The following is a 19,291-nucleotide window of genomic DNA, read 5'->3' as shown; positions in this document are numbered from 1 at the left end:
GCCTGACGCCTGTTTCACGTTTATTTTCCGCGCCTTGCCCGGCGCTCTTCACGCGCGGCCTTGCGTTCCTGACGCTCGGCGCGACGCGCGGCACGGTCTTCGGCCGGGGTTTCCTCGACTTCTGCGAGCGGCGCGGCCTCGCCCAGATGCGCGCGGGTAAAGACCGCCATCACCTGCGCCACCGAAGCTTCCCGCACCGAGCGCAGGTTCGGCTCGAACCACGCCCCCCCGGCCTTCACCGAGGTGACAAGTTCGTAGGAGGGGAAATAATCCACCTCCGGCCAGTCGGCCTGCATCTCGCCCGCGACGGCGCGCAGCACGGATTTCGAGAGCGTGGTGGCCGTCAGCACATGTGCCTCCGAGGCAGTCGCAGTCAGCGGCACCGGCGAGACGGTGAGCAGCACCCGCAGCGCCGGGTTGAGCGCCTTGAGCCGCGCAAGCGCCGCTTCCAGATCGGCCTTCACCTCGGCCGTGCGGAAATTCGCGAAAGCATGGATCTCGGGGTCGTAGCTGCCCGCGATCGTGCCGGGCGCAGTCGCATAGACCTGCCCCGAGGGCTTGTGCAGCCAGGCCTCGGTCAGGCCCAGCGTGAAGATGAAGACATCGGCTTGGCCGAAGACCTCGCGCACCTTTTCAAGGTGTCTCGCCCGCTCGGCCTTGACCGCGTCGGCGCTCGCAAAGCCGCCCGGTTCGATGTTCGGGCGCAAGGCGTCGTAAAAGCGGCCGTCCTTTTCCCAGATCGCGTCGAACTCGCGCGGGCTGCCCCAGGCCTCCTCGATCAGCTGGCGCAGCTGGCGGGTGGTGTAGAGGTTGCCGTACCGCGCCGAATACATGTCATAGCCGTGGCTCGGCCCGTCTTCAGGGGCGATGTGGACCGGCCGCGGCTCGGCGTCGAGCACGTTGAAGCCGTTCTTGCGCAGGGCCCGGCCGACATGCTGGGCAAAGCAGGACCCCGCGGTGACGATCCGGTCGGTCTTCGTCAGTTCCCAGCGCGGGCGATACAGATCGGGCGGCGGATAGGCGGCCTCGGCCATGCCGGTGCGCCAGAAGGCGCGGGCGTCGATGCCTTGATAGGGCGAGCGGGTCATGCGGGCACTCCTTCGATGCAGCTGGCCGCGGTCAGGGCGGGATGGATCGCCGCCCAGCAGGCCAGTCCGAAATCGGCATTCATGTGCGAGGCGTCGGTGCCGCCGCCCTCGCCGGAAATGAGGCGCGAGGCCTCCTTGTTATAGGCGCCGCGAGTGGTCACGCCATCGGCGACGGTCTCGGGCGGTTGCGGCACGAAGATCGCATGGGGCGCAAGCGCCGCGCCGACAACGCGCAGGAACATCTCGCCGATCGCCGGGCCATCGCCCGCGCAGATCGCGGCGTCCCAGCCGTAATCCGAGGTGCCCTCGGGCGCCTGTCGCGCCCAATCGGCCCAATGCGGCTCGGCGAGCGCCAGCACCGGCTTGTCGGTGGCACCGCGCAGGCGTTCGGCATGTTCGAAAAGCTGCGTGCTGCGATAGCGCTCGGTCAGGAACGCCTCGGCAAAGGCCGGATGCACCAGCGTCTTGCCCGCCGTGCCGGACAGCCCGACCCAGGCGTGGCTCTTGTAAAAGCGCAAGATGCGCTTCGAGGACATGTTGAGCCCGATCAGCAGGAAGGCGTCGAAGCGCGCCAGATCGATCCGGTCATAGCCGCCCGACAACTGACGGAAATGGCTGGTGATCTTCTGCCGCGTCGGCACGAGCGCGCCGTCTTGCAGCGCGACATGGCGCATCCCGTCCGAGGGCGCGCCGAAAAATGTCGGCTCGATGGCGTCCCAGCCCGGAACCGCCTCGGCCATCAGCCGGTCCCAGCCCAGTTTGATCGCCCCGATATGGGAATTGCCGATCACGCACAGCCGCAGGCTCATTTCGAAAACGCCTCCAGCAGCTCGTCTTCGCACATCACTTTCGCGGTCTTTCCCTTGTCCCTTGCTTCGGCCTTGGCCTTGCGTTTGGCGCGGCGCTCGGGGTCTTTCTGCCGTGCCTTGCGGTCTGTCTCGGGCGGGGGCGCGAGTGGCGCGGCCGTGCCCTCGACCAGATCGAGCAGATCCGCCCCGCCACAGAGCCGCACGATCAGCGTGGCAAGGCGGTCGAAATCACGGTCTTCGGTCGGCAGGGTGGCAAGCCGCGCGACCAGCGCATCGAGCACCGGGTCATGTGCGACGCGGGGCTGCGCGCGCGCCCAGGCGGCAGCACGGGACGCGACAAGGGCATGGGCCGCTTGTGTCTCGGTCGAGGCTTCCGCCGGGGCGGGCAGAACGATCAGCCGCAGCGCCGCGTTCGGGGCCAGTGTGGTCAGTGCTGACAGAAGTCGGGCAAAGCCCGCATCGAGGTCTTCGGCCGTTCCCGGCGCCTCGGGCCAGTCAGGGATGACGACGCCCGGCGCCGGGCGGGGCGCGACGCGCCCGCTCTGCGGATCGCACAGAAGCGCCGGGGCAGAGAGCGGCAGGATCAGCGTTTCAGTCTCGCCCAGAAGTTTTGCGAGCGCATCAAGATGCGCCGCGCGATAGGCGGTGGCGGCTGCGGTATCGGGCAGGCCCGCCGGATCAACCTCGGGGCGGGCGGCATCGACCTGTGTCCCGTCGGGCTGCGGCCAGAGGAGTGGGGCAGAGCGGGTCGCGACCTCTTCAAAAAGCTGCGCGATCAGCCGCACATCGCCGAGCCGCCCGGCGCGGGCCGAGGCCAGCCCGTAGTGAAACCGCGCCAGAAGCGCTGCCGAGGCCTGTTTCGGCCCGGGTTCGGCATCGGCGAGCACGGCCCCGCCGCGCCGCAGCGCCTGCGCCAGGGCGGGATCGGCGCCCAGAAGGCTGAGCCGGATCGTTCCCGCAACCCCATGCGCTGCGGGAGCGTCCACGGCGTCGGTTTCGGGCTCATCATCTGCGTCGATCATCTGTCCTGCCTTCTTTTCGCTGCAGAGTATGCGTCGTTGTCGCAGTTTGAAAGCCAATCATGGACAATTCAGGGCAAAGCCGGGGCTCTTTGCGACGCTCTGCGGAATGGCGTCATGCTGCGCTGCCAAAATGTCGCAGCAATCGCCAATGGCGTATTGACCTATGTCAAAGTCGTTTGGACCCCGAAGCCGCTAGAAACACCTCATCAGGTTCCCAATCTCCCTGAAACGGCGCAAGCCTGCGGAACCTGAAACAGAACCCGGACGTTCTCCCTCGTCGGGTTCCAAATAACGCGCTGCGGGCCTCCCTCCCGCAGCGCTTTATTTTTTGGCCCATGGCTTCGGAACGGGCTCAGAGCACCTTCACCTGCGTGCCGACGGGGCAAAGCGGATAAAGCGCCTCGACCTGCGCGTTGAAGAGCCCGATGCAGCCCGACGAGCTTTTGCGGCCGATCTTGCGGGTGTCATGGGTGCCATGGATGATATAGGCGGGCCAATCGAGATACATCGCCCGCGTGCCAAGCGGATTGTCCGGCCCCGGGCCCATCGGATGCAGGCTCGGATCGGCGGCCAGCATCGAGGCGGTGGGCGTCCAGCATGGGTTTTCGCGCTTGCGCACGATCTCGGTATAGCCGGTGCGGGTCAGTTCCGGGCTTTTCGGCACCGAGGTCGGATAGATGCGATACTCCGCCCCCTCGGCCGCCCAGTAATGCAGCGCCTTCGAGACCGTGTCGGCAATCAGCGTCACGCGGTCGAGCCGGTCGAAGTGGTCGCGCCAGTCGATCGTGCGGAAGGCCGAGATATTGGCGCGTGTCGGCGGGGCCACGATTGCGGGCTGGCTGGCCATCGGCACGTCCTGCGTGCCCGCCCGCAGAACCGAGGGCGCGAAAAGCGCAACGGCACCGGAACCGATGAGCAGACGACGGGTGAGACGGGGCATTCTGGCCTCCTGAATTGTGAATATCACCAATGCATAATTCGACAGCGATGCGGCAGGTTCCAGTCAACTCCTGTCACGAGCGAGTGAGAGGGGGGCAAGATGAAAAAGGCCCCCCGGATGGGAGGCCTTTTTTCGCGGCAGGGATGGCAGCGCTTATTTCGGCGCGATCATCATCACCATCTGGCGGCCTTCGAGCTTCGGCATCGATTCGACTTTGCCGGCATCGCCGACATCGCCCACGACCCGGTTCAGAAGTTCCATGCCAAGCTGCTGGTGCGCCATCTCGCGACCGCGGAAGCGCAGCGTGACCTTGACCTTGTCGCCTTCCTCCAGGAATTTCATCACCGAGCGCATCTTGACCTCGTAGTCATGCGTGTCGGTGCCCGGACGGAACTTGATTTCCTTGATCTCGATGACCTTCTGCTTCTTGCGAGCTTCGGCCTCTTTCTTCTGCTGTTCGTATTTGAACTTGCCGAAGTCCATGATCTTGCACACCGGCGGAACGGCGGTCGGCGAGATTTCCACGAGGTCGAGCCCGGCCTCTTCGGCCATCTGCATCGCACGGGCGGGGGTGACCACGCCGACGTTCTCCCCATCCGCCCCGATCAGGCGGATTTCAGGCGCGCGGATGCGTTCGTTGATCCGGGGGCCGGTCTCGCGTTGCGGCGGGGCATTGTGCGGTCTGCGGGCTATGGCTCTGATCCTTTTGTGGTGAGCGAATGGCGCGCAAAATAGGGGCAGGGGCCTTGTCTTTCAACAGGATTCCGCAAGCACCTCGGCGGGAATCGGCTTGTGCTTCGAAAAAGGCGGCAATGCGACACGTTTCCTTATTCCCAAGTGCAGGCGATAGTTGGAATTGTTGATCGTTCCCAAGAGAGTCCCAACATGAAAAGGGGGGAAGAATGACCGAAGTGAAATGGAAAGACCTGCCGCAAAATGCCAAGGCGACGCTTGGCATTATCGGCGGGGGCATCCTGCTGGCCCTGATCCTCGGCTTGATGTCGCCGGGTCGCACCGTGGTCACCGTGCCCGTTGATGAACTGCCGCCGGGCGTCCCGGCAACCCCGGCCGCCGCTGCCGCTCCGGCTGCTGAAGCCGCCCCGGTCGCTGAGGCTGCTCCGGCCGCTGAAGCCGCCCCGGCTGCTGAAGCTGCTCCGGCTGCTGAAGCCGCTGCTCCGGCCGCTGAAGCTGCCGCTCCGGCTGCTGAAGCCGCTGCCCCGGCCGCTGACGCTGCCCCGGCTGCTGAAGCTGCTCCGGCTGCTGAAGCCGCTGCCCCGGCCGCTGACGCTGCTCCGGCTGCTGAAGCTGCTCCGGCTGCTGAAGCCGCTGCCCCGGCTGCTGAAGCTGCTCCGGCTGCTGAAGCCGCTGCCCCGGCCGCTGACGCTGCTCCGGCTGCTGAAGCTGCTCCGGCTGCTGAAGCCGCTGCCCCGGCTGCTGAAGCTGCTGCCCCGGCTGCTGAAGCTGCCGCTCCGGCTGCTGAAGCTGCCGCTCCGGCTGCTGAAGCCGCTGCTCCGGCTGCTGAAGCCGCTGCTCCGGCTGCTGAAGCTGCCGCCCCGGCTGCTGAAGCCGCTGCTCCGGCTGCTGAAGCCGCTGCCCCGGCTGCTGAAGCCGCTGCTCCGGCTGCTGAAGCTGCCGCTCCGGCTGCTGAAGCCGCTGCTCCGGCTGCTGAAGCCGCTGCCCCGGCTGCTGAAGCCGCTGCTCCGGCCGCTGAAGCTGCTGCTCCGGCTGCTGAAGCTGCCGCTCCGGCCGCTGAAGCCGCTGCTCCGGCTGCTGAAGCTGCCGCTCCGGCTGCTGAAGCCGCTGCCCCGGCTGCTGAAGCTGCTCCGGTTGACCCGGTTGCCGCCGCGCTTGCCGCTGCCGAAGCTGCGAAACTCGCCGCCGAAGCCGCTGTCGCCGCCGCCGCCGCTGCCGAAGCTGCTGCCGCTGCCGCTGCCGCGAAATAAGCGCCGCGCGCTTGACATCGGAAACGCCGCCCTTCGGGGCGGCGTTTTCTTTTGCCCCGCACGGACCCGGCCAAAGAAAAAGGCCGCCCCGAGAGGGACGGCCCGTTTCAATCCTGTCGGAAGGCTCAGATGCCTTCGCCGACGAAAGCCTTTTCCACCACGAATTCGCGCGGCTCGGAATTGGCGCCTTCGCGCAGGCCGTAGCTTTCCAGAACTTTCATCACGTCGACGTTGAACGCCAGCGAGCCGCAGACCATCGCACGGTCGGTTTCCGGGTTCATCGGCGTGATGCCCAGATCCTCGAACACCTTGCCCGAGGCGAGGTTGTCGGTGATCCGGCCCATGTGATGGAAGTCTTCGCGCGTGGTGGTCGGGTAGTATTTCAGCTTGCCCTCGACCAGCTCGCCGATCAGCGGGTCATCCTGCAGCGCCTCGACCAGTTGGCGGCCGTATTCCAGCTCGGCAACGGTGCGGCAGGTGTGCATCATGATGACTTCGTCGAATTTCTCGTAGGCCTCGGGCTCGCGCATCAGCGAGGCGAAGGGTGCAATCCCGGTGCCGGTGGCCAGGAACCACAGCCGCTTGCCGGGCAGCAGCGCGTCGATCACCAGCGTGCCGACGGGCTTCGGGCGCAGGATGATCTGCTCGCCGACCTTGATGTGCTGCAGACGCGAGGTCAGCGGGCCATCCGGCACCTTGATCGAGTAGAATTCGAGCTCTTCGTCCCAGGCGGGCGAGGCGATCGAATAGGCACGCATGATCGGCTTGCCGTTGTCATCCAGCAGCCCGATCATCACGAACTCGCCCGAGCGGAAGCGCAGCGTCTGCGGACGCGTCACGCGGAACGAAAACAGCGTGTCGGTCCAGTGCCGGACAGAGGTCACCGTCTGCGCATCGGGCAGGACTTTCGCGGGGGCAATCGGGGTGGTCTCGTTCACGGTCGTCTCGTCTTTGAGGCCCGAAGGGGCGATGAAGAAGCGCCGCACCGGCGCATGCGAAGGCGCGGCAGGAAACATGCGCCGCAATTACCACAAAAGGCCGCGGCGTGCCATGACTATGGGCACATGCCGCCTGCGACCTTTCGCGTCAAGCGATCACGCTGTCGCAACCGAGCCGAAAAGGCGCGCGCGGTAGTCATGTGCCTGCCAGTCGGCACGGGCGAGCCATTGCGCCTCGCTCTGACGCGCGGCGAGATCATCGGGGATCTCGACCTCGTCAAAGCCCGAGCGCCGCGCCATGCCGTATTGATCGGCGATGATCGGCCCGGTGGCACGCAGTCGCCCGGTGTAGCCCGCATCGCGGATCAAGCGACCAAGGGTGAAACCGCGGCCATCCGAGAAACTGGGGAACAGCACCTTCACCAGCGCGGCGCCCTCGATCAGCGCCGCCAGCGCCTCGGGCGCGGTGGTCGGCGGAACTTCGACCGCAACCCCGGTGAAATCCTCGGGCGCAAAGCCCGTGTCGCGCACGATCACGCTCATGCCACCTTGTCCTTGTCGCTGCTGTCGGCGGTTTCTTCGGCTTCGGCCGGTTTGACCCGCACCATCTTGCCGCCGATGAAATGGATGCCGCATTCGGTTTTTTGCGAGCCGCGCCAACGGCCTGCGCGCGGATCTTCGCCCGGTTTCACCGGCGAGGTGCAGGGCGCACAGCCGATCGACGGGTAGCCCTTGGCCACCAGAGGATGCCGCGGCAGCCGGTTTTGCACCATGTATTCTTCCAGATCCTCGCGCCCCCAATGCGCCAGCGGATTGATCTTCATCCGGTCGGGCGTTTCCACCTCGAAAAAGTCGATCTCGGCCCGGGTCGCGCCCTGATAGCGCTTGCGCCCGGTGATCCAGGCGTCAAAGCCCGAAAGCGCGGCTTCCAGCGGCACCGTCTTGCGCAGGTTGCAGCAGGCGTCGGTGTTGAACTGATAGAGCGTGCCATCGGGGTCGTCGATCGCCAGCGCGGCTTTCGTCGCGCGGATGGTGCGAATCTCCGACAGGCCGAGCTTCGAGGCGACCTCCTGCTGATAGGCGAGCGTCTCGGGAAACAGCATCATCGTGTCGACGAAAAGCACCGGCGTCGCCGGGGCGATCAGCGAGACCATGTGCAACAGCACGACCGACTCTGCGCCGAAGGAACTCACCATCGCCACCCGCCCGGTGTCGGGATCGGAAAGCGCCTTCTCCATCACCGAGATGGCGGCATGGTGACGGTAGCGCTCGTTCAGCCCCGCAACGCGGGGGCCGATGTCAGGCAGCATCTTGGGCCTCTCCATATAGCGCCAGGCGGAAGGGCTCGCGGCCAAGCCGGTGGAGCGCCGCAAGGAAGGTTTCGTCCGCCGACAGCCTTTGCGCCAGATAGGCGCGCACCAGCCGCTCGATGGCGGGCACGACCGCGTCATAGGCAAAGCCCGGCCCCATCTTTTCGCCGATCGCGGCCTCGGGGCCCTCGGTGCCGCCCAGGGTGATCTGGTAATTTTCTGCCCCGGCGCGGTCGAGGCCAAGGATGCCGATCGCGCCCAGATGGTGATGGCCGCAGGCGTTGATGCAGCCCGAGATCTTCAGCGGCAGCGGCCCGATGGTTTCGACCAGACCCAGCGTCTCGAAATGCTGCGCGATCTCTTGCGCCAGCGGGATCGAGCGGGCGGTGGCCAGCGCGCAGTAATCCATGCCCGGGCAGGCGATCATGTCCGAGATCAGCCCGACATTCGCCGCCGCCAGCCCGACCTTGACCAGCGCCGCATGCAGCGTGGGCAGATCGGCGCGGGCGACATGGGGCAGGACGATGTTCTGCATGTGGCTGATGCGCAGCTCGCCATAGCCGTAAAGGTCGGCAAGGTCGGCCACGGCGCGCATCTGCGCGGCCGAGACATCGCCCGGTTCCTCGCCCGGGGTCTTGACCGAGATCGTCACCACCGCATGATCGGCAGACTTGTGATCGGTGACCGAGTGCTTCGCCCAAGCCGCGAAGAGCGGATCGGCCGCCAGCGTCGCGGCATAGGGGGCCGGGTCTTTCGACACCAGAGCGGGCAAGGCGAAATGCGGGGCGATCTCGGCCAGAAGCGCCTGATCGGCGCCGGTGAATTGCGGCTTGATGCGGGCGAATTCCTGCTCGACCAGATCGCGGAAGGGTTCGATCCCGGTTTCAAAGACGGTGATCTTGATGCGCGCCTTGTATTTGTTGTCGCGCCGCCCGATCAGGTTGTAGGCGGCGAGGATCGCCTCCAGATAGGGCAGCAGATCGGCTTTCGGCAGGAAGTCGCGCAGTTCGGGTGCGAGCATCGGCGTGCGGCCAAGTCCGCCCCCCACCAGCACGCGGAAGCCGGTTTCGCCCCCGCGCTTGATCAGTTGCAGCCCCACGTCATGGGCGCGGATCGCGGCGCGGTCCTCGGGGCTGCCGGTGATCGCGATCTTGAACTTGCGCGGCAGGAACTGGAATTCGGCATGATCCGAGGACCATTGCCGAATGAGTTCCGCATAGGGGCGGGGATCTTCGATTTCGTCGGCGGCGGCCCCGGCAAAGGCGTCGGTCGTCACGTTGCGGATGCAGTTGCCCGAGGTCTGGATCGCATGCAGCCCGTCATCGGCGAGCCGTTCCAGAATGTCGGGCGTGTCCGTGAGCTTGATCCAGTTGAACTGGATGTTCTGGCGCGTGGTGAAATGACCATAACCGCGGTCAAAGCGGTCCGCCACATCGGCCAGTGCCCGCATCTGGTTCGACGAGAGCGTGCCATAGGGGATCGCGACGCGCAGCATGTAGGCGTGCAGCTGCAGATAAAGCCCGTTCATCAGCCGCAGCGGGCGGAATTCGTCTTCGGTCAGACTGCCGTCAAGCCGTCGCGCCACCTGATCGCGAAACTGCGCCACGCGATTGCGCACGAAGGCTTCGTCGAAGTCGGAGTATTCATACATTGGCAGCTTCCTTGGCGGCGGCTTCTTTCGTCGGACGGATCGAGGGGCCCTTGGCGCGGAACTGCTCGCGCAGGGCGACCGGAACCGGGCCCTGCGGTCCGGGCGTCACATCCACCAGATAGACCCCGACCGCAACCGTCTTGTGACCCATCGCGGTGAGCAGGCGCAGCTGCGCCTCGGCCTCGTCGGTCAGCACTTCGGCTTCGGCAATGTCGCGCACCCAGTCTTCGGCGGCCGAGAAATAGACGACGTGACCGGCGCGCAGATCATTGGCGCTGACGACTTTCGGAACGAAGGAACGACTCATATCACGGCCTCGAGCGATTGGGCGGCGGCCACGCGGGGCGCGAGGCCGAACAGGATGACGGCGGGACCTTCCAGACGCGCGGCGGCGGCGGGCAGATCGGCCAGGGTGGTGGCGATCACGCGCTCCTCGGCGCGGGAAACATTTTCTACGAGCGTGACCGGCGTCGTGGCAAGGGCGCCGTGCATCATCAGCCGTCCTTGCAGGAACCTTGCGGCCTTCTTGCCCATGTAGATCGCGGCAACGGCGCCCGGACGGGCAAGGCCCGCCCAATCCGCCTCGGCGAAACCGGCGACGTCATGGCCGGTGATCAGGCGCAGCTCGCGGTTGCGGCCGCGCTCGGTCAGGCTTTGCCCAAGGCCGGCCGCGGCGGCCGAGGCGGCGGTGATCCCGGGCAGGACGGTGAAGCCGATCCCGGCAGCTTCAAGCGCGTCAAGTTCTTCGCCCAGACGGCCGAAAACGCCCGGATCACCCGATTTCAGCCGCAGCACATTGCGCCCGGCCTGCGCAAAGCCCAGCATCAGCGCGATGATCTCCTCTTGCGGCATATGGGCGCCAAAGCCGGTCTTGCCGGTCTCGATCACCTCCGCCTGCGGTCCGGCCAGCGCCAGCACCTCGGCCGAGACCAGCCGGTCATGCAAGATCACATCGGCCGCAGCCAGCGCCCGCGCCACCGCCAGCGTCAGATGATCCGCACAGCCCGGACCGGCCCCGGCCAGGGTGACATGGCCAGTGCGATGGCCAGTGCGGCGGGGAGCTTGGGTCTCGGAGGTGCGAAGGATCTGGGTCATGGTGGTCTCCTTTCGCGCAATATAGGAAATTTTTCCCCGCGAACGCCATGCCCCCTTGCGAATAAGGAACTTCGTTTTCTATCCTGGCTCCGACAGAGGATATTTCCTGCAAAACGGGGGAAAAGGCGAATGGCGGTCCGGTTGGACGAGATGGATCGGAAGATCCTGTTTCAGATGCAGGAAGACGCGAGCCAGTCGCTCGACGAGATCGCGCGCAAGGTGGGCTCGTCGAAGACCCCGGTGTGGAACCGGATCCGCAAGATGAAGGATCTGGGCGTGATCGGGCGGCAGACGGTGCTGCTCGATGCCGAGGCGCTGGGGCTGGAGGCCTGTTTCTTCGTGCTGATCCGGACCTCGGAACACGAAGCCGACTGGCAGCGCCGGTTTCTGGCCACGCTCCGCGCCCGCCCTGAGGTGCTGGAAGCGCATCGGCTGGCGGGGGATATCGACTATATCCTGAAGGTGCGGGTAAAGAATGCGCGCGCCTATGACCTCTTTTATCAGGCCCTGATTTCCGAGGTGAAGATCTACAACGTCACAGCCCTTCTGAGCATGGAAGAGATCAAGTCGACGACGATTCTGCCGGTGTGAGGGTCGCAGGCCGGGCAGGGGGGCGCTGCCCCCCTCTGGCTGCGCCATTCACCCCCCGGGATATTTCGGGCAAGATAAAGGACGAAACCAAAAGGGCGCCCGGATCGGACGCCCTTTGTCTTTTATCTTGCTCCAAATATCCCGGGGGTCTGGGGGCAGCGCCCCCAGCCTGCCTCAGGCCGCGTCGAGCGCGCTCAGGATCGCGCCGAAATCGGCGGCCTTGAGCGAGGCGCCACCGACGAGCGCGCCATCGACGTTCGAGGTCGCGAAGATCTCGGTCGCGTTCGAGGGTTTCACCGAACCGCCGTAAAGCAGCCGCATGCCCTCGCCCTCGGTGCCGAACCGCGCGACGAGTTCGGCGCGCATGAAATCATGCACTTCGGCGATCTGTTCCAGCGTCGGCGTGCGGCCGGTGCCGATCGCCCAGACGGGTTCGTAAGCGATCACGGTATTCGCTGCGGTGGCGCCGTCCGGCACCGAGCCCGCGAGTTGCGCGCCAACGAGCGCCAGCGTCTCGCCCGCATCGCGCTGCGCTTCGGTTTCGCCCACGCAGATCACCGCAACGAGACCGGCGGCACGCGCGGCGGTAGCCTTGGCGCAAACCATCTGAGAGCTTTCGTCGTGATCGGCGCGGCGTTCCGAATGGCCGAGGATCACGTGGCTCGCGCCACAATCGGCCAGCATGTCGGCCGCAATGTCGCCCGTATGCGCGCCCGAGGCCTTCATGTGGCAATCCTGACCGCCGACCGCGATCTTGCCTGCCGCCGCCGTTGCCATCGCCGCAACAAGGGTGGCGGGCGGGCAAAGCAGCACCTCGGATTTCGGACTGGGATGCGCCGCAATCAGCGCCGCCACTTCGGCGAGGCTCGCCTTCGTGCCGTTCATCTTCCAGTTGCCCGCGGCCAGTTTTCTGCGCATCGACGCCTCCTTCACAAAGTCGGGCGCAGATTAGGCGGGCGCGCGGCCCGTGCAAGCAAGAAATGGGCCTCAGCCCGCGGGGGCGTCGCGGAATTTCACCGACTCGCCGCAGCCGCAGCTTTCGACGACATTCGGGTTGCGGAATTTGAAGCCCGATTCGAGCATCGTTTCCTCGTAGTCGATTTCGGTGCCGATCAGGAACATCTGCGCCAAGGGGGCGATCAGCACGCGCGCCGGGCCTTCTTCGACGACGATATCCATCGGATCGGCTTCGGCCGCGATGTCCATCGTGTATTCCATGCCCGCGCAGCCGCCCTTCTTGACGCCGATGCGAAAACCTGCCGCGCCTTCGCGTTGCATCAGGGCGGCGATTTGTTCGACGGCGGCGGGGGTCAGGGTGACGGGCGGTTTTCCGGGGATGGCGAACATGGGACACTCCTTTCGCCTCAAGATAGGCGGGCGGGGGCGGTCCGGCAAGCGGCCGGGCCGCCCGGAAGATCAGGCGAGGAAAGGATAGTCGGTGTAGCCCTCGGCGCCGCCGCCATACATCAGCGCCAGGCGCAGCGGGTTCCACTCGGCATCGCGGTCAAGCCGCGCCACCAGATCGGGGTTGGCGATGAAGGGCTTGCCGAAAGCGATGGCCGCCGCCTGACCGCCTGCCACCGCGGCCAGAGCGCTCGCGCGGTCATAGCCGTTGTTGGCGATATAGGGGGCGCGGATCGCCTCGCGCAGCGCTTCGAGTTCGCCCGCGGGCCAGTCGCGCGGACCGCCGGTCTGGCCCTCGACCATGTGCACGTAAGCGAGCGGCCGGTCGTTCAGCGCCGCGATTGCCGCGCCGAACAGCGCGGGCGTGTCGCTGTCGATCCCCACATTGTTGGCGTTCGAGAAGGGCGAGAGCCGCACGCCGACCCGCCCCGGGCCCCAGACCGCGACGCAGGCATCGACCGCGCCTTCGAGGAAGCGGATGCGGTTCGCGATCGGGCCGCCCCAGGCATCGGTGCGTTTGTTCGCGGTATCGCGCAGGAACTGGTCGATCAGATAGCCGTTCGCGGCGTGCACCTCGACCCCGTCGAAGCCCGCCTGCTTGGCCAGCTGCGCGGCATGGCCGTAATCGAGGAAGGCGCGCTCGATGTCTTCCTCGGTCATTTCGCGCGGCATCCCGGTTTCGACGAAGCCGGTGCCGTCGAAGGTCTTCGAGGCCGCCGAAATCGCCGAGGGGGCGACCGGGGTCACGCCGTCGATGATCGTCTCATGCGAGACGCGGCCGACGTGCCAGAGCTGAATGACGATCTTGCCGCCCTCGGCATGGACGGCCTCGGTCACTTTCGACCAAGCCGCCGCCTGCGCCTCGGTATGAATGCCCGGCGTCCAGGCATAGCCTTGGGCCACGGGCGAGATCTGCGCGCCCTCGGTCACGATCAACCCGGCCGTCGCGCGCTGGCGATAATACTCCACCGTCAGATCTGTGGGCATCCGGTCGGGGGCGCGGTTGCGGGTGAGCGGCGCCATGACGACGCGGTTCGCGATGGAAATATCCCCGAGCTTGCCGGGGGAAAACAGGGTGTCGGTCATCTGACCCTCCGTTCGAGAAGACCCTCAGCCTAAGCGATCGGCAAGGTCAGGCAAGGGCCGGGCTGCACAGAGGCTCTGTCCACCTGCACAATCACATGAAGCCGAGTTCGAGCCGGGCTTCATCGGACATCATGTCCATGCCCCAGGCGGGATCGAAAGTCATCTCGATCTCGCAGCGCTGCACGCCCTCGACCGCTTCGACCGCATCTTGCAGCCATTGCGGCATCTCGCCCGCCACCGGACAGCCCGGCGCGGTGAGGGTCATGGTGATGGCGACGACGCCATCTTCGCCGATCTTGATCGTGTAGATCAGGCCCAGATCGAAGATGTTGACCGGGATTTCCGGGTCGAAGACGGTGCGGCAGGCTTCGACCACCGAGGCGTAAAGCGGGTGCTCAAGATCGGAAGGCGCAATCAGCGGGGTCCCTTCGGGGAGCGTCTGTTCGGTGCTGGTCATGACTCTCTCGGACTATTTCCTAGAGTTTATATAGGGTATCTGGGGGCGAGGTAAAGGCCGACGGTGCGGAGTGCCGAGGCTGTGCCAAGTGGTGTTTCGCCGAGGCCTTGCCTCGGCGACCCGGCGGGGGGCGCTGCCCCCCGCACCCCCCGGGCGTATTTTGCCAAGGAAAAGCAGGGCGTTCAGCCTGTTGCCGGGGGGCACATGCAAACACATGTGGCTGCTGGGTCCAGTTGCTTCTTTTGGGTGCAAATACGCCGGGGGTGCGGGGGCGGAGCCCCTGTCCGGGGCGCCCCGGAAACCCTGCCTGCGCGGCTCGCTTTCCCTTTCGGCGCATCGCTGCTAAATGCGCGCCAAAGGAGCGCCCGATGACCCAGTTCAGCTTCAGCCTTTCCGCCACCGATGGCGCCGCCCGCACCGGCGTCATCCACACCCCGCGCGGCGAGATCCGCACCCCCGCCTTCATGCCCGTCGGCACCGCCGCGACGGTGAAGGCGATGATGCCCGAAAGCGTGCGCGCGACCGGCGCCGATATCCTTTTGGGCAATACCTACCATCTGATGCTGCGCCCCACGGCCGAGCGGATCGCCCGGCTGGGCGGGCTGCACAAGTTCATGAACTGGGAACGCCCGATCCTGACCGACTCGGGCGGGTTTCAGGTGATGAGTCTGGCTTCCTTGCGCAAGCTGACCGAGGAAGGCGTGACCTTTTCCAGCCACATCGATGGCTCGAAACATCATCTGAGCCCCGAGCGCTCGATGGAGATCCAGAAGCTTCTGGGCTCGGACATCGTGATGGCCTTTGACGAATGCCCGGCGCTGCCTGCCGACGACGCGGCGGTGGCGAAGTCGATGCGGCTTTCGATGCGGTGGGCGCAACGCTCGCGTGATGCCTTTGGGGATCGGCCCGGCCATGCGCTCTTTGGCATCATGCAGGGCGGCGTCACCCGCGAGTTGCGCGAGGAAAGTGCCGAGAAACTCAAGGACATCGGCTTTGACGGCTATGCCGTTGGCGGCCTTGCCGTGGGCGAGGGGCAGGAGGCGATGTTCTCGGTTCTCGACTATGCGCCGGGGTTCCTGCCCGCAGACAAGCCGCGCTATCTGATGGGCGTGGGCAAGCCCGACGACATCGTCGGCGCGGTCGAGCGCGGCATCGACATGATGGATTGCGTGCTGCCCTCGCGCTCGGGCCGGACCGGGCAGGCCTGGACCCGGCGCGGGCAGATCAACATCAAGAACGCGCGGCACATGGATGACCCGCGCCCGCTCGATGAGGCCTGTGGCTGCCCGGCCTGCCGGAATTATTCCCGCGCCTATCTGCACCATGTCTTCAAGGCGCAGGAGATGATCTCGGGCATGCTGCTGACCTGGCACAACCTGCATTACTATCAGGATCTGATGGCGGGTCTGCGCGAAGCGATTGCGGCCGGGCGGCTCTCGGCCTTTGTGGCCGAGTTCCATGCCGCGCGTGCGCAGGGCGATATCGATCCGCGTTAATGCCCGGCGATCAGGATGACGGCGGCGTAATGCGTCGCCGCCGCCGCGATCACATGGCCATGCCAGATCGCGCGCGAAAACGGCATCCGCTTCAGCTTGTAGAACACCGTGCCGATCAGATAGACCGCGCCGCCGATGCCCAGAAGGATCAGCACGGCGAGCGGCAGCCGCTCGATCAGCGGCCAGATCGCGACAAGGCCCAGAAGCCCCATCACGAGGTAAAGCAGAAATCCGGCCTTTTCAGCGGTGTGAAAGAAGCCGAGTTTCATCACCATGCCGATCAGCGCCAGCGCCCAGATCGTGACGGTCAGCGCGATGCCCACCTTGCCGCCCAGCCCGATCAGCGCCATCGGCGTGTAGGTGCCCGCAATCAGAAGATAAATCGCGGCATGGTCGAAGCGGCGCAGCACCGCGCGGGCGGGGGCGTAAAGCGTCAGGTTGTAGCCCGCCGAAAAGCCGAAAGAGGCGATCAGCCCCACCGCATAGACCACAAGCGGCCAGATCTTCGGCCCCAGCCCCGCCATCGCCGCCCAGACCATCAGTGCCGAAACGGCGGCGACCGCGAAGGTCACCCCCAGGACATGCATCACGCCATCGGCGAAATGCTCGCGGAAACTGTGGGCCAGCTGGTGTCGGGTCATGGGTGCCTCCGGGGATCGGCCCATCCTAGCACCCGCGGCGGGCACACCAAAGGCTGACGCAGCGTCATCTGGCAAAGGGGCAGGGGCACACGGCCCCCCGTCCTTGCGGGACTCCCCCGAGGCATCGCCTCGGCGGGGGCAGAGCCCCCTCGGCCTCAGAGCTTGTAGATCGCGGCGTATTTCGTTTCGAGATAGTCGAGCAACGGCTCTTCGGTGGGCTCGAACCCGCAGGCGGTCACGATCGTTTCGCGCGGGGGGCGCAAGCCCCCGTGACGTTGCAGGTTTTCGCGCAGCCAGTCGGTGGCGGGTTTCGCCGTGCCCTCGGCCAGCGCCGCGTCGATCCCCGGAACGGCGGCGCGCATCGATTTGTTCAGGCAGCCCGCATAGACGTTGCCAAGGCTGTAGGTCGGGAAATAGCCGAAAAGCCCCCCCGACCAGTGCACATCCTGCAAGAAGCCCTGCGAGGGTTTCTCGACCGCGACGCCGAAGTCGGACAGGAACCGGGCGTTCCAGGCTTCTTCCAGATCGGCAACCTCGAGCTTGCCGGTGATCAGATGCCGCTCCAGATCGAAGCGCAGCATCACATGCAGGTTGTAATGCAGCTCGTCCGCCTCGGTGCGGATGAAGCCCGGATTGACCCGGTTCACCACCGCATGGAAGGCCTCGGGGCTGGTCACACCGAAATCGCCAAAGGCATCGACCATGCGCTGATAGAGCCAGCCGGTGAAGGCGGCCGAGCGGCCGAGCTGGTTTTCATAGATCCGGCTCTGGCTTTCATGCACCCCCATCGAAACGCCGCGGCCCAAGGGCGTGAAAGCGTATTCGGGCGCGATCCCCTGTTCGTAGCAGGCGTGGCCGACCTCGTGGATGGTCGAGTAAAGGCAGTTGAAGGGCTCGCTTTCGCAGACCCGCGTGGTGATGCGCACGTCGCGCCCGGAGCCCGAGCAGAACGGATGCACGACGAGATCGAGCCGACCCTGCGTCCAGTCATAGCCGAAGGCCGAGGCGCAGATCCGCGCGATGCGCAGCTGCGTCGCCTCGGGGAAGACATGGGTCAGCGCGGGCGGCTGGTGTTCCGATCCCAGCACCTTTTCGCGCAAGCTGACAAGGCGCGGGCGCATCCGGTCGAACATCGCGCCGATCTGGCGATGCGTGGCGCCCGGTTCGTAATCATCGAGCAGCGCATCATAAAGATCGCCCTCGGACAGGCAGGCGGCTTCCTCGCGCTTCAGCGCCACCATCTGCGCCAGCGTCGGCAGGAAGGCGGCCGGGTCTTCGGCGGCCCGGGCCTCGGCCCAGACGCCCTGGGCGAGCGACGTCAGGCGGGCCAGTTCGGTGGCGAGCCGCGCCGGAATGCGGGTTGCGCGGTTGTAATTGCGCCCGGCCAGATCGAGCAGCCGGGCCTCGGCCTCGGTCGTCGCCTCGGCGCGGGCGAGCCAATCCTCGATCCGCGGATCGGTGCGGCGCGCATGCAGGATCGATTCCATCGCCGCCAGTTCCTCGGCCCGCTGTTCGGCGGCACCGTGCGGCATCATCGTTTCCTGATCCCAGCCCAGACGCTCGGCCACATAGGTCAGCGCCTCGGTTTCGCGAAGGTAAGCTTTCAGGTCGGCCAGAGCACTCATTTGATCCCCCGGATCGATTGCACGCGCGGATAGCGCGCGAGGAAGCGCGCGCGAATGAGAAAGAGCCACAGCGCCAGCGCGCCGCCCAGATGCGCAAGGCGCAAGTGCAGCGGATCACCGTGCAAAAGCGTCACGACGCCGAGCACCGCCTGCAGCCCGATCCAGACCGTGGCGAGCACGAAGGCCGTGCGCGTCACCCCATGCACCGAGCGGCGCGAGCGGATCAGCGCGAAAAGCCCGAGCGCCAGCAGCAGATAGCCGAGCACCCGGTGGCTGAATTGCAAAAGCCCCTGATTTTCCAGCGCATTGCGCCACACGGGTTCCATCGAGAGCAGATCAGGCGGCAGCCAGGCCCCGCCCATCATCGGCCAATCCGTGAAGACCGCGCCCGCGCCGATGCCGGTGACAAGACCGCCGACGAGCAGTTGCACAAAGCTCAGATGCATCAGACCCGTGGCCAGCCCGAACAGCCCCGGTTCCGCCTGACGACGGGCCGAGATCAGCGCGGCCTCGGTGCGCGCGGCCAGCAGCGCATACCAGAAGGCAAATCCCACCAGTGCGAAGGCAAGGCCAAGGCGCAGCGTGCTGAAGGGAGCGGCGCCGATGGTGGTCTTCGCAAGATTGATCTTTGCCACGACCAGATCGGCGGCCTGCGCCACCTGCTCTTGCGGGGTCGGCGCGGCGGCCACGGGGGCGGCGATGGGCGCAGGCGTCGGCGGGGTTGCGGGCAGAAGTTGCAGCGGCGGCAGCGCGCCCGTCTGCGGCAGCATTTCGGCCGCAGGTTCGGGCGACAAGGCCTTGGAAAGCTGGGAGATCGGCGTCGGGTCCGAGGCCGCGAGCAGCAGGCAGCCAAGGCCCAGCCCGGCGACGCGCATCCCCCAGCCGGGCGGTAGGCGGCGGCTGAGAGCGAGACCGAGCGCGCCAAGCGCCCAGACCGCGAAGAGCGCAAGCCCGGTGTAGGGCTGGACCAGATCGAGTTCGGCAATGCCGAAGCCCGGCGTCGCATCAAGGCCAAGTTGCAGCACGGCCAGCACGATCAGCGAGACCATCCAGAGCATCAGCGCCTTGCGCGCGCCTTTCGGACGCGCGTCGATCATGCCGCCTTTCGGCGCCACGGGCATCTGTTTCGGGGTCTCGACGCCCACCTCTTCGAAGATCGCACGAGAGCGGTTCTTGGCGGGTTTCATCCCCATGC

General features: G+C 66.3%; 21 protein-coding genes. 3 read left to right on the top strand and 18 right to left on the bottom strand.

Annotation, left to right across the window (positions count from 1 at the left end; all coding sequences use genetic code 11):
- Nucleotides 1–20 precede the first annotated feature (20 nt).
- The 5 genes from ACTTAI_RS12135 to infC all read right to left on the bottom strand — a co-directional run bounded on the left by ACTTAI_RS12135 (nucleotide 21) and on the right by infC (nucleotide 4,501).
- On the bottom strand, nucleotides 21–1,088 hold the full coding sequence (locus ACTTAI_RS12135) for a GSCFA domain-containing protein (protein WP_444451814.1): 1,068 nt from the start codon (nucleotides 1,086–1,088) through the stop codon (nucleotides 21–23).
- Nucleotides 1,085–1,897, bottom strand: coding sequence for a hypothetical protein (locus ACTTAI_RS12130; protein WP_444451813.1), 813 nt, complete (start codon nucleotides 1,895–1,897; stop codon nucleotides 1,085–1,087). Before ACTTAI_RS12130 ends, ACTTAI_RS12135 begins: the two co-directional genes overlap by 4 nt.
- Nucleotides 1,894–2,919 carry a hypothetical protein gene (locus ACTTAI_RS12125; RefSeq protein WP_444451812.1) on the bottom strand — a complete coding sequence of 342 codons (1,026 nt, stop codon included), beginning with the start codon at nucleotides 2,917–2,919 and terminating at the stop codon, nucleotides 1,894–1,896. The genes ACTTAI_RS12130 and ACTTAI_RS12125 overlap by 4 nt, the downstream gene beginning before the upstream one ends.
- 352 nt (nucleotides 2,920–3,271) lie before the next feature.
- A complete protein-coding gene (locus ACTTAI_RS12120; protein ID WP_444451811.1) occupies nucleotides 3,272–3,859 on the bottom strand; it encodes a L,D-transpeptidase in 588 nt (195 codons plus the stop codon).
- 153 nt (nucleotides 3,860–4,012) lie between these two features.
- Nucleotides 4,013–4,501, bottom strand: coding sequence for a translation initiation factor IF-3 (infC, locus tag ACTTAI_RS12115; protein ID WP_444455751.1), 489 nt, complete (start codon nucleotides 4,499–4,501; stop codon nucleotides 4,013–4,015).
- Between the two features lie 393 nt (nucleotides 4,502–4,894).
- On the opposite strand from infC, the gene ACTTAI_RS12110 reads away from it, so the two are divergent.
- Nucleotides 4,895–6,037, top strand: coding sequence for a hypothetical protein (locus ACTTAI_RS12110; protein WP_444451810.1), 1,143 nt, complete (start codon nucleotides 4,895–4,897; stop codon nucleotides 6,035–6,037).
- Here the strand turns inward: ACTTAI_RS12110 and ACTTAI_RS12105 are convergent.
- The 6 genes from ACTTAI_RS12105 to cobA all read right to left on the bottom strand — a co-directional run bounded on the left by ACTTAI_RS12105 (nucleotide 5,928) and on the right by cobA (nucleotide 10,796).
- Nucleotides 5,928–6,818 carry a ferredoxin--NADP reductase gene (locus ACTTAI_RS12105; protein ID WP_444451809.1) on the bottom strand — a complete coding sequence of 297 codons (891 nt, stop codon included), beginning with the start codon at nucleotides 6,816–6,818 and terminating at the stop codon, nucleotides 5,928–5,930. The genes ACTTAI_RS12110 and ACTTAI_RS12105 overlap by 110 nt on opposite strands.
- A 78-nt stretch (nucleotides 6,819–6,896) precedes the next feature.
- Nucleotides 6,897–7,283, bottom strand: coding sequence for a DUF934 domain-containing protein (locus tag ACTTAI_RS12100; RefSeq protein ID WP_444451808.1), 387 nt, complete (start codon nucleotides 7,281–7,283; stop codon nucleotides 6,897–6,899).
- The gene (locus ACTTAI_RS12095) at nucleotides 7,280–8,050 is read right to left on the bottom strand and encodes a phosphoadenylyl-sulfate reductase (protein WP_444451807.1); all 771 of its coding nucleotides are present in this window, start codon (nucleotides 8,048–8,050) and stop codon (nucleotides 7,280–7,282) included. Before ACTTAI_RS12095 ends, ACTTAI_RS12100 begins: the two co-directional genes overlap by 4 nt.
- Entirely contained in the window at nucleotides 8,040–9,701 is a 1,662-nt protein-coding gene (locus ACTTAI_RS12090; RefSeq protein WP_444451806.1) for a nitrite/sulfite reductase, read from the bottom strand. The genes ACTTAI_RS12095 and ACTTAI_RS12090 overlap by 11 nt, the downstream gene beginning before the upstream one ends.
- On the bottom strand, nucleotides 9,694–10,008 hold the full coding sequence (locus ACTTAI_RS12085) for a DUF2849 domain-containing protein (RefSeq protein WP_444451805.1): 315 nt from the start codon (nucleotides 10,006–10,008) through the stop codon (nucleotides 9,694–9,696). Before ACTTAI_RS12085 ends, ACTTAI_RS12090 begins: the two co-directional genes overlap by 8 nt.
- Entirely contained in the window at nucleotides 10,005–10,796 is a 792-nt protein-coding gene (gene cobA / locus ACTTAI_RS12080) for a uroporphyrinogen-III C-methyltransferase (RefSeq protein ID WP_444451804.1), read from the bottom strand. Before cobA ends, ACTTAI_RS12085 begins: the two co-directional genes overlap by 4 nt.
- Before the next feature lie 129 nt (nucleotides 10,797–10,925).
- Here cobA and ACTTAI_RS12075 point away from each other — a divergent pair, with 129 nt between their 5' ends.
- A complete protein-coding gene (locus tag ACTTAI_RS12075) occupies nucleotides 10,926–11,387 on the top strand; it encodes an Lrp/AsnC family transcriptional regulator (protein WP_013067321.1) in 462 nt (153 codons plus the stop codon).
- 174 nt (nucleotides 11,388–11,561) lie between these two features.
- On the opposite strand, the gene tpiA is transcribed toward ACTTAI_RS12075, so the two are convergent.
- The 4 genes from tpiA to ACTTAI_RS12055 all read right to left on the bottom strand — a co-directional run bounded on the left by tpiA (nucleotide 11,562) and on the right by ACTTAI_RS12055 (nucleotide 14,334).
- The gene (gene tpiA, locus ACTTAI_RS12070; RefSeq protein ID WP_444451803.1) at nucleotides 11,562–12,305 is read right to left on the bottom strand and encodes a triose-phosphate isomerase; all 744 of its coding nucleotides are present in this window, start codon (nucleotides 12,303–12,305) and stop codon (nucleotides 11,562–11,564) included.
- Nucleotides 12,306–12,374: 69 nt separating this feature from the next.
- A complete protein-coding gene (locus ACTTAI_RS12065) occupies nucleotides 12,375–12,734 on the bottom strand; it encodes a HesB/IscA family protein (protein WP_110803908.1) in 360 nt (119 codons plus the stop codon).
- Nucleotides 12,735–12,803: 69 nt separating this feature from the next.
- On the bottom strand, nucleotides 12,804–13,877 hold the full coding sequence (locus ACTTAI_RS12060) for an alkene reductase (RefSeq protein ID WP_444451802.1): 1,074 nt from the start codon (nucleotides 13,875–13,877) through the stop codon (nucleotides 12,804–12,806).
- Between the two features lie 91 nt (nucleotides 13,878–13,968).
- A complete protein-coding gene (locus ACTTAI_RS12055) occupies nucleotides 13,969–14,334 on the bottom strand; it encodes an SUF system Fe-S cluster assembly protein (RefSeq protein ID WP_444451801.1) in 366 nt (121 codons plus the stop codon).
- Between the two features lie 368 nt (nucleotides 14,335–14,702).
- Between ACTTAI_RS12055 and tgt the strand changes: the two genes are divergently transcribed.
- Entirely contained in the window at nucleotides 14,703–15,830 is a 1,128-nt protein-coding gene (gene tgt / locus ACTTAI_RS12050; RefSeq protein ID WP_444451800.1) for a tRNA guanosine(34) transglycosylase Tgt, read from the top strand.
- Here tgt and trhA read toward each other — a convergent pair.
- From trhA to ACTTAI_RS12035, 3 genes are all read right to left on the bottom strand, one after another.
- Nucleotides 15,827–16,471 carry a PAQR family membrane homeostasis protein TrhA gene (gene trhA, locus ACTTAI_RS12045; RefSeq protein WP_444451799.1) on the bottom strand — a complete coding sequence of 215 codons (645 nt, stop codon included), beginning with the start codon at nucleotides 16,469–16,471 and terminating at the stop codon, nucleotides 15,827–15,829. The genes tgt and trhA overlap by 4 nt on opposite strands.
- Nucleotides 16,472–16,626: 155 nt before the next feature.
- The gene (locus tag ACTTAI_RS12040) at nucleotides 16,627–18,096 is read right to left on the bottom strand and encodes a carboxypeptidase M32 (RefSeq protein ID WP_444451798.1); all 1,470 of its coding nucleotides are present in this window, start codon (nucleotides 18,094–18,096) and stop codon (nucleotides 16,627–16,629) included.
- Nucleotides 18,093–19,289: a COX15/CtaA family protein gene (locus ACTTAI_RS12035; RefSeq protein WP_444451797.1), complete on the bottom strand. Its 1,197-nt coding sequence runs from the start codon at nucleotides 19,287–19,289 to the stop codon at nucleotides 18,093–18,095. The genes ACTTAI_RS12040 and ACTTAI_RS12035 overlap by 4 nt, the downstream gene beginning before the upstream one ends.
- Nucleotides 19,290–19,291: the final 2 nt, after the last annotated feature.

This window comes from Rhodobacter capsulatus, assembly GCF_052363175.1.
In the GTDB taxonomy this organism is placed as follows: Bacteria; Pseudomonadota; Alphaproteobacteria; order Rhodobacterales; family Rhodobacteraceae; genus Rhodobacter; species Rhodobacter capsulatus_D.
This window is presented reverse-complemented; position numbering and strand designations above follow the sequence as displayed.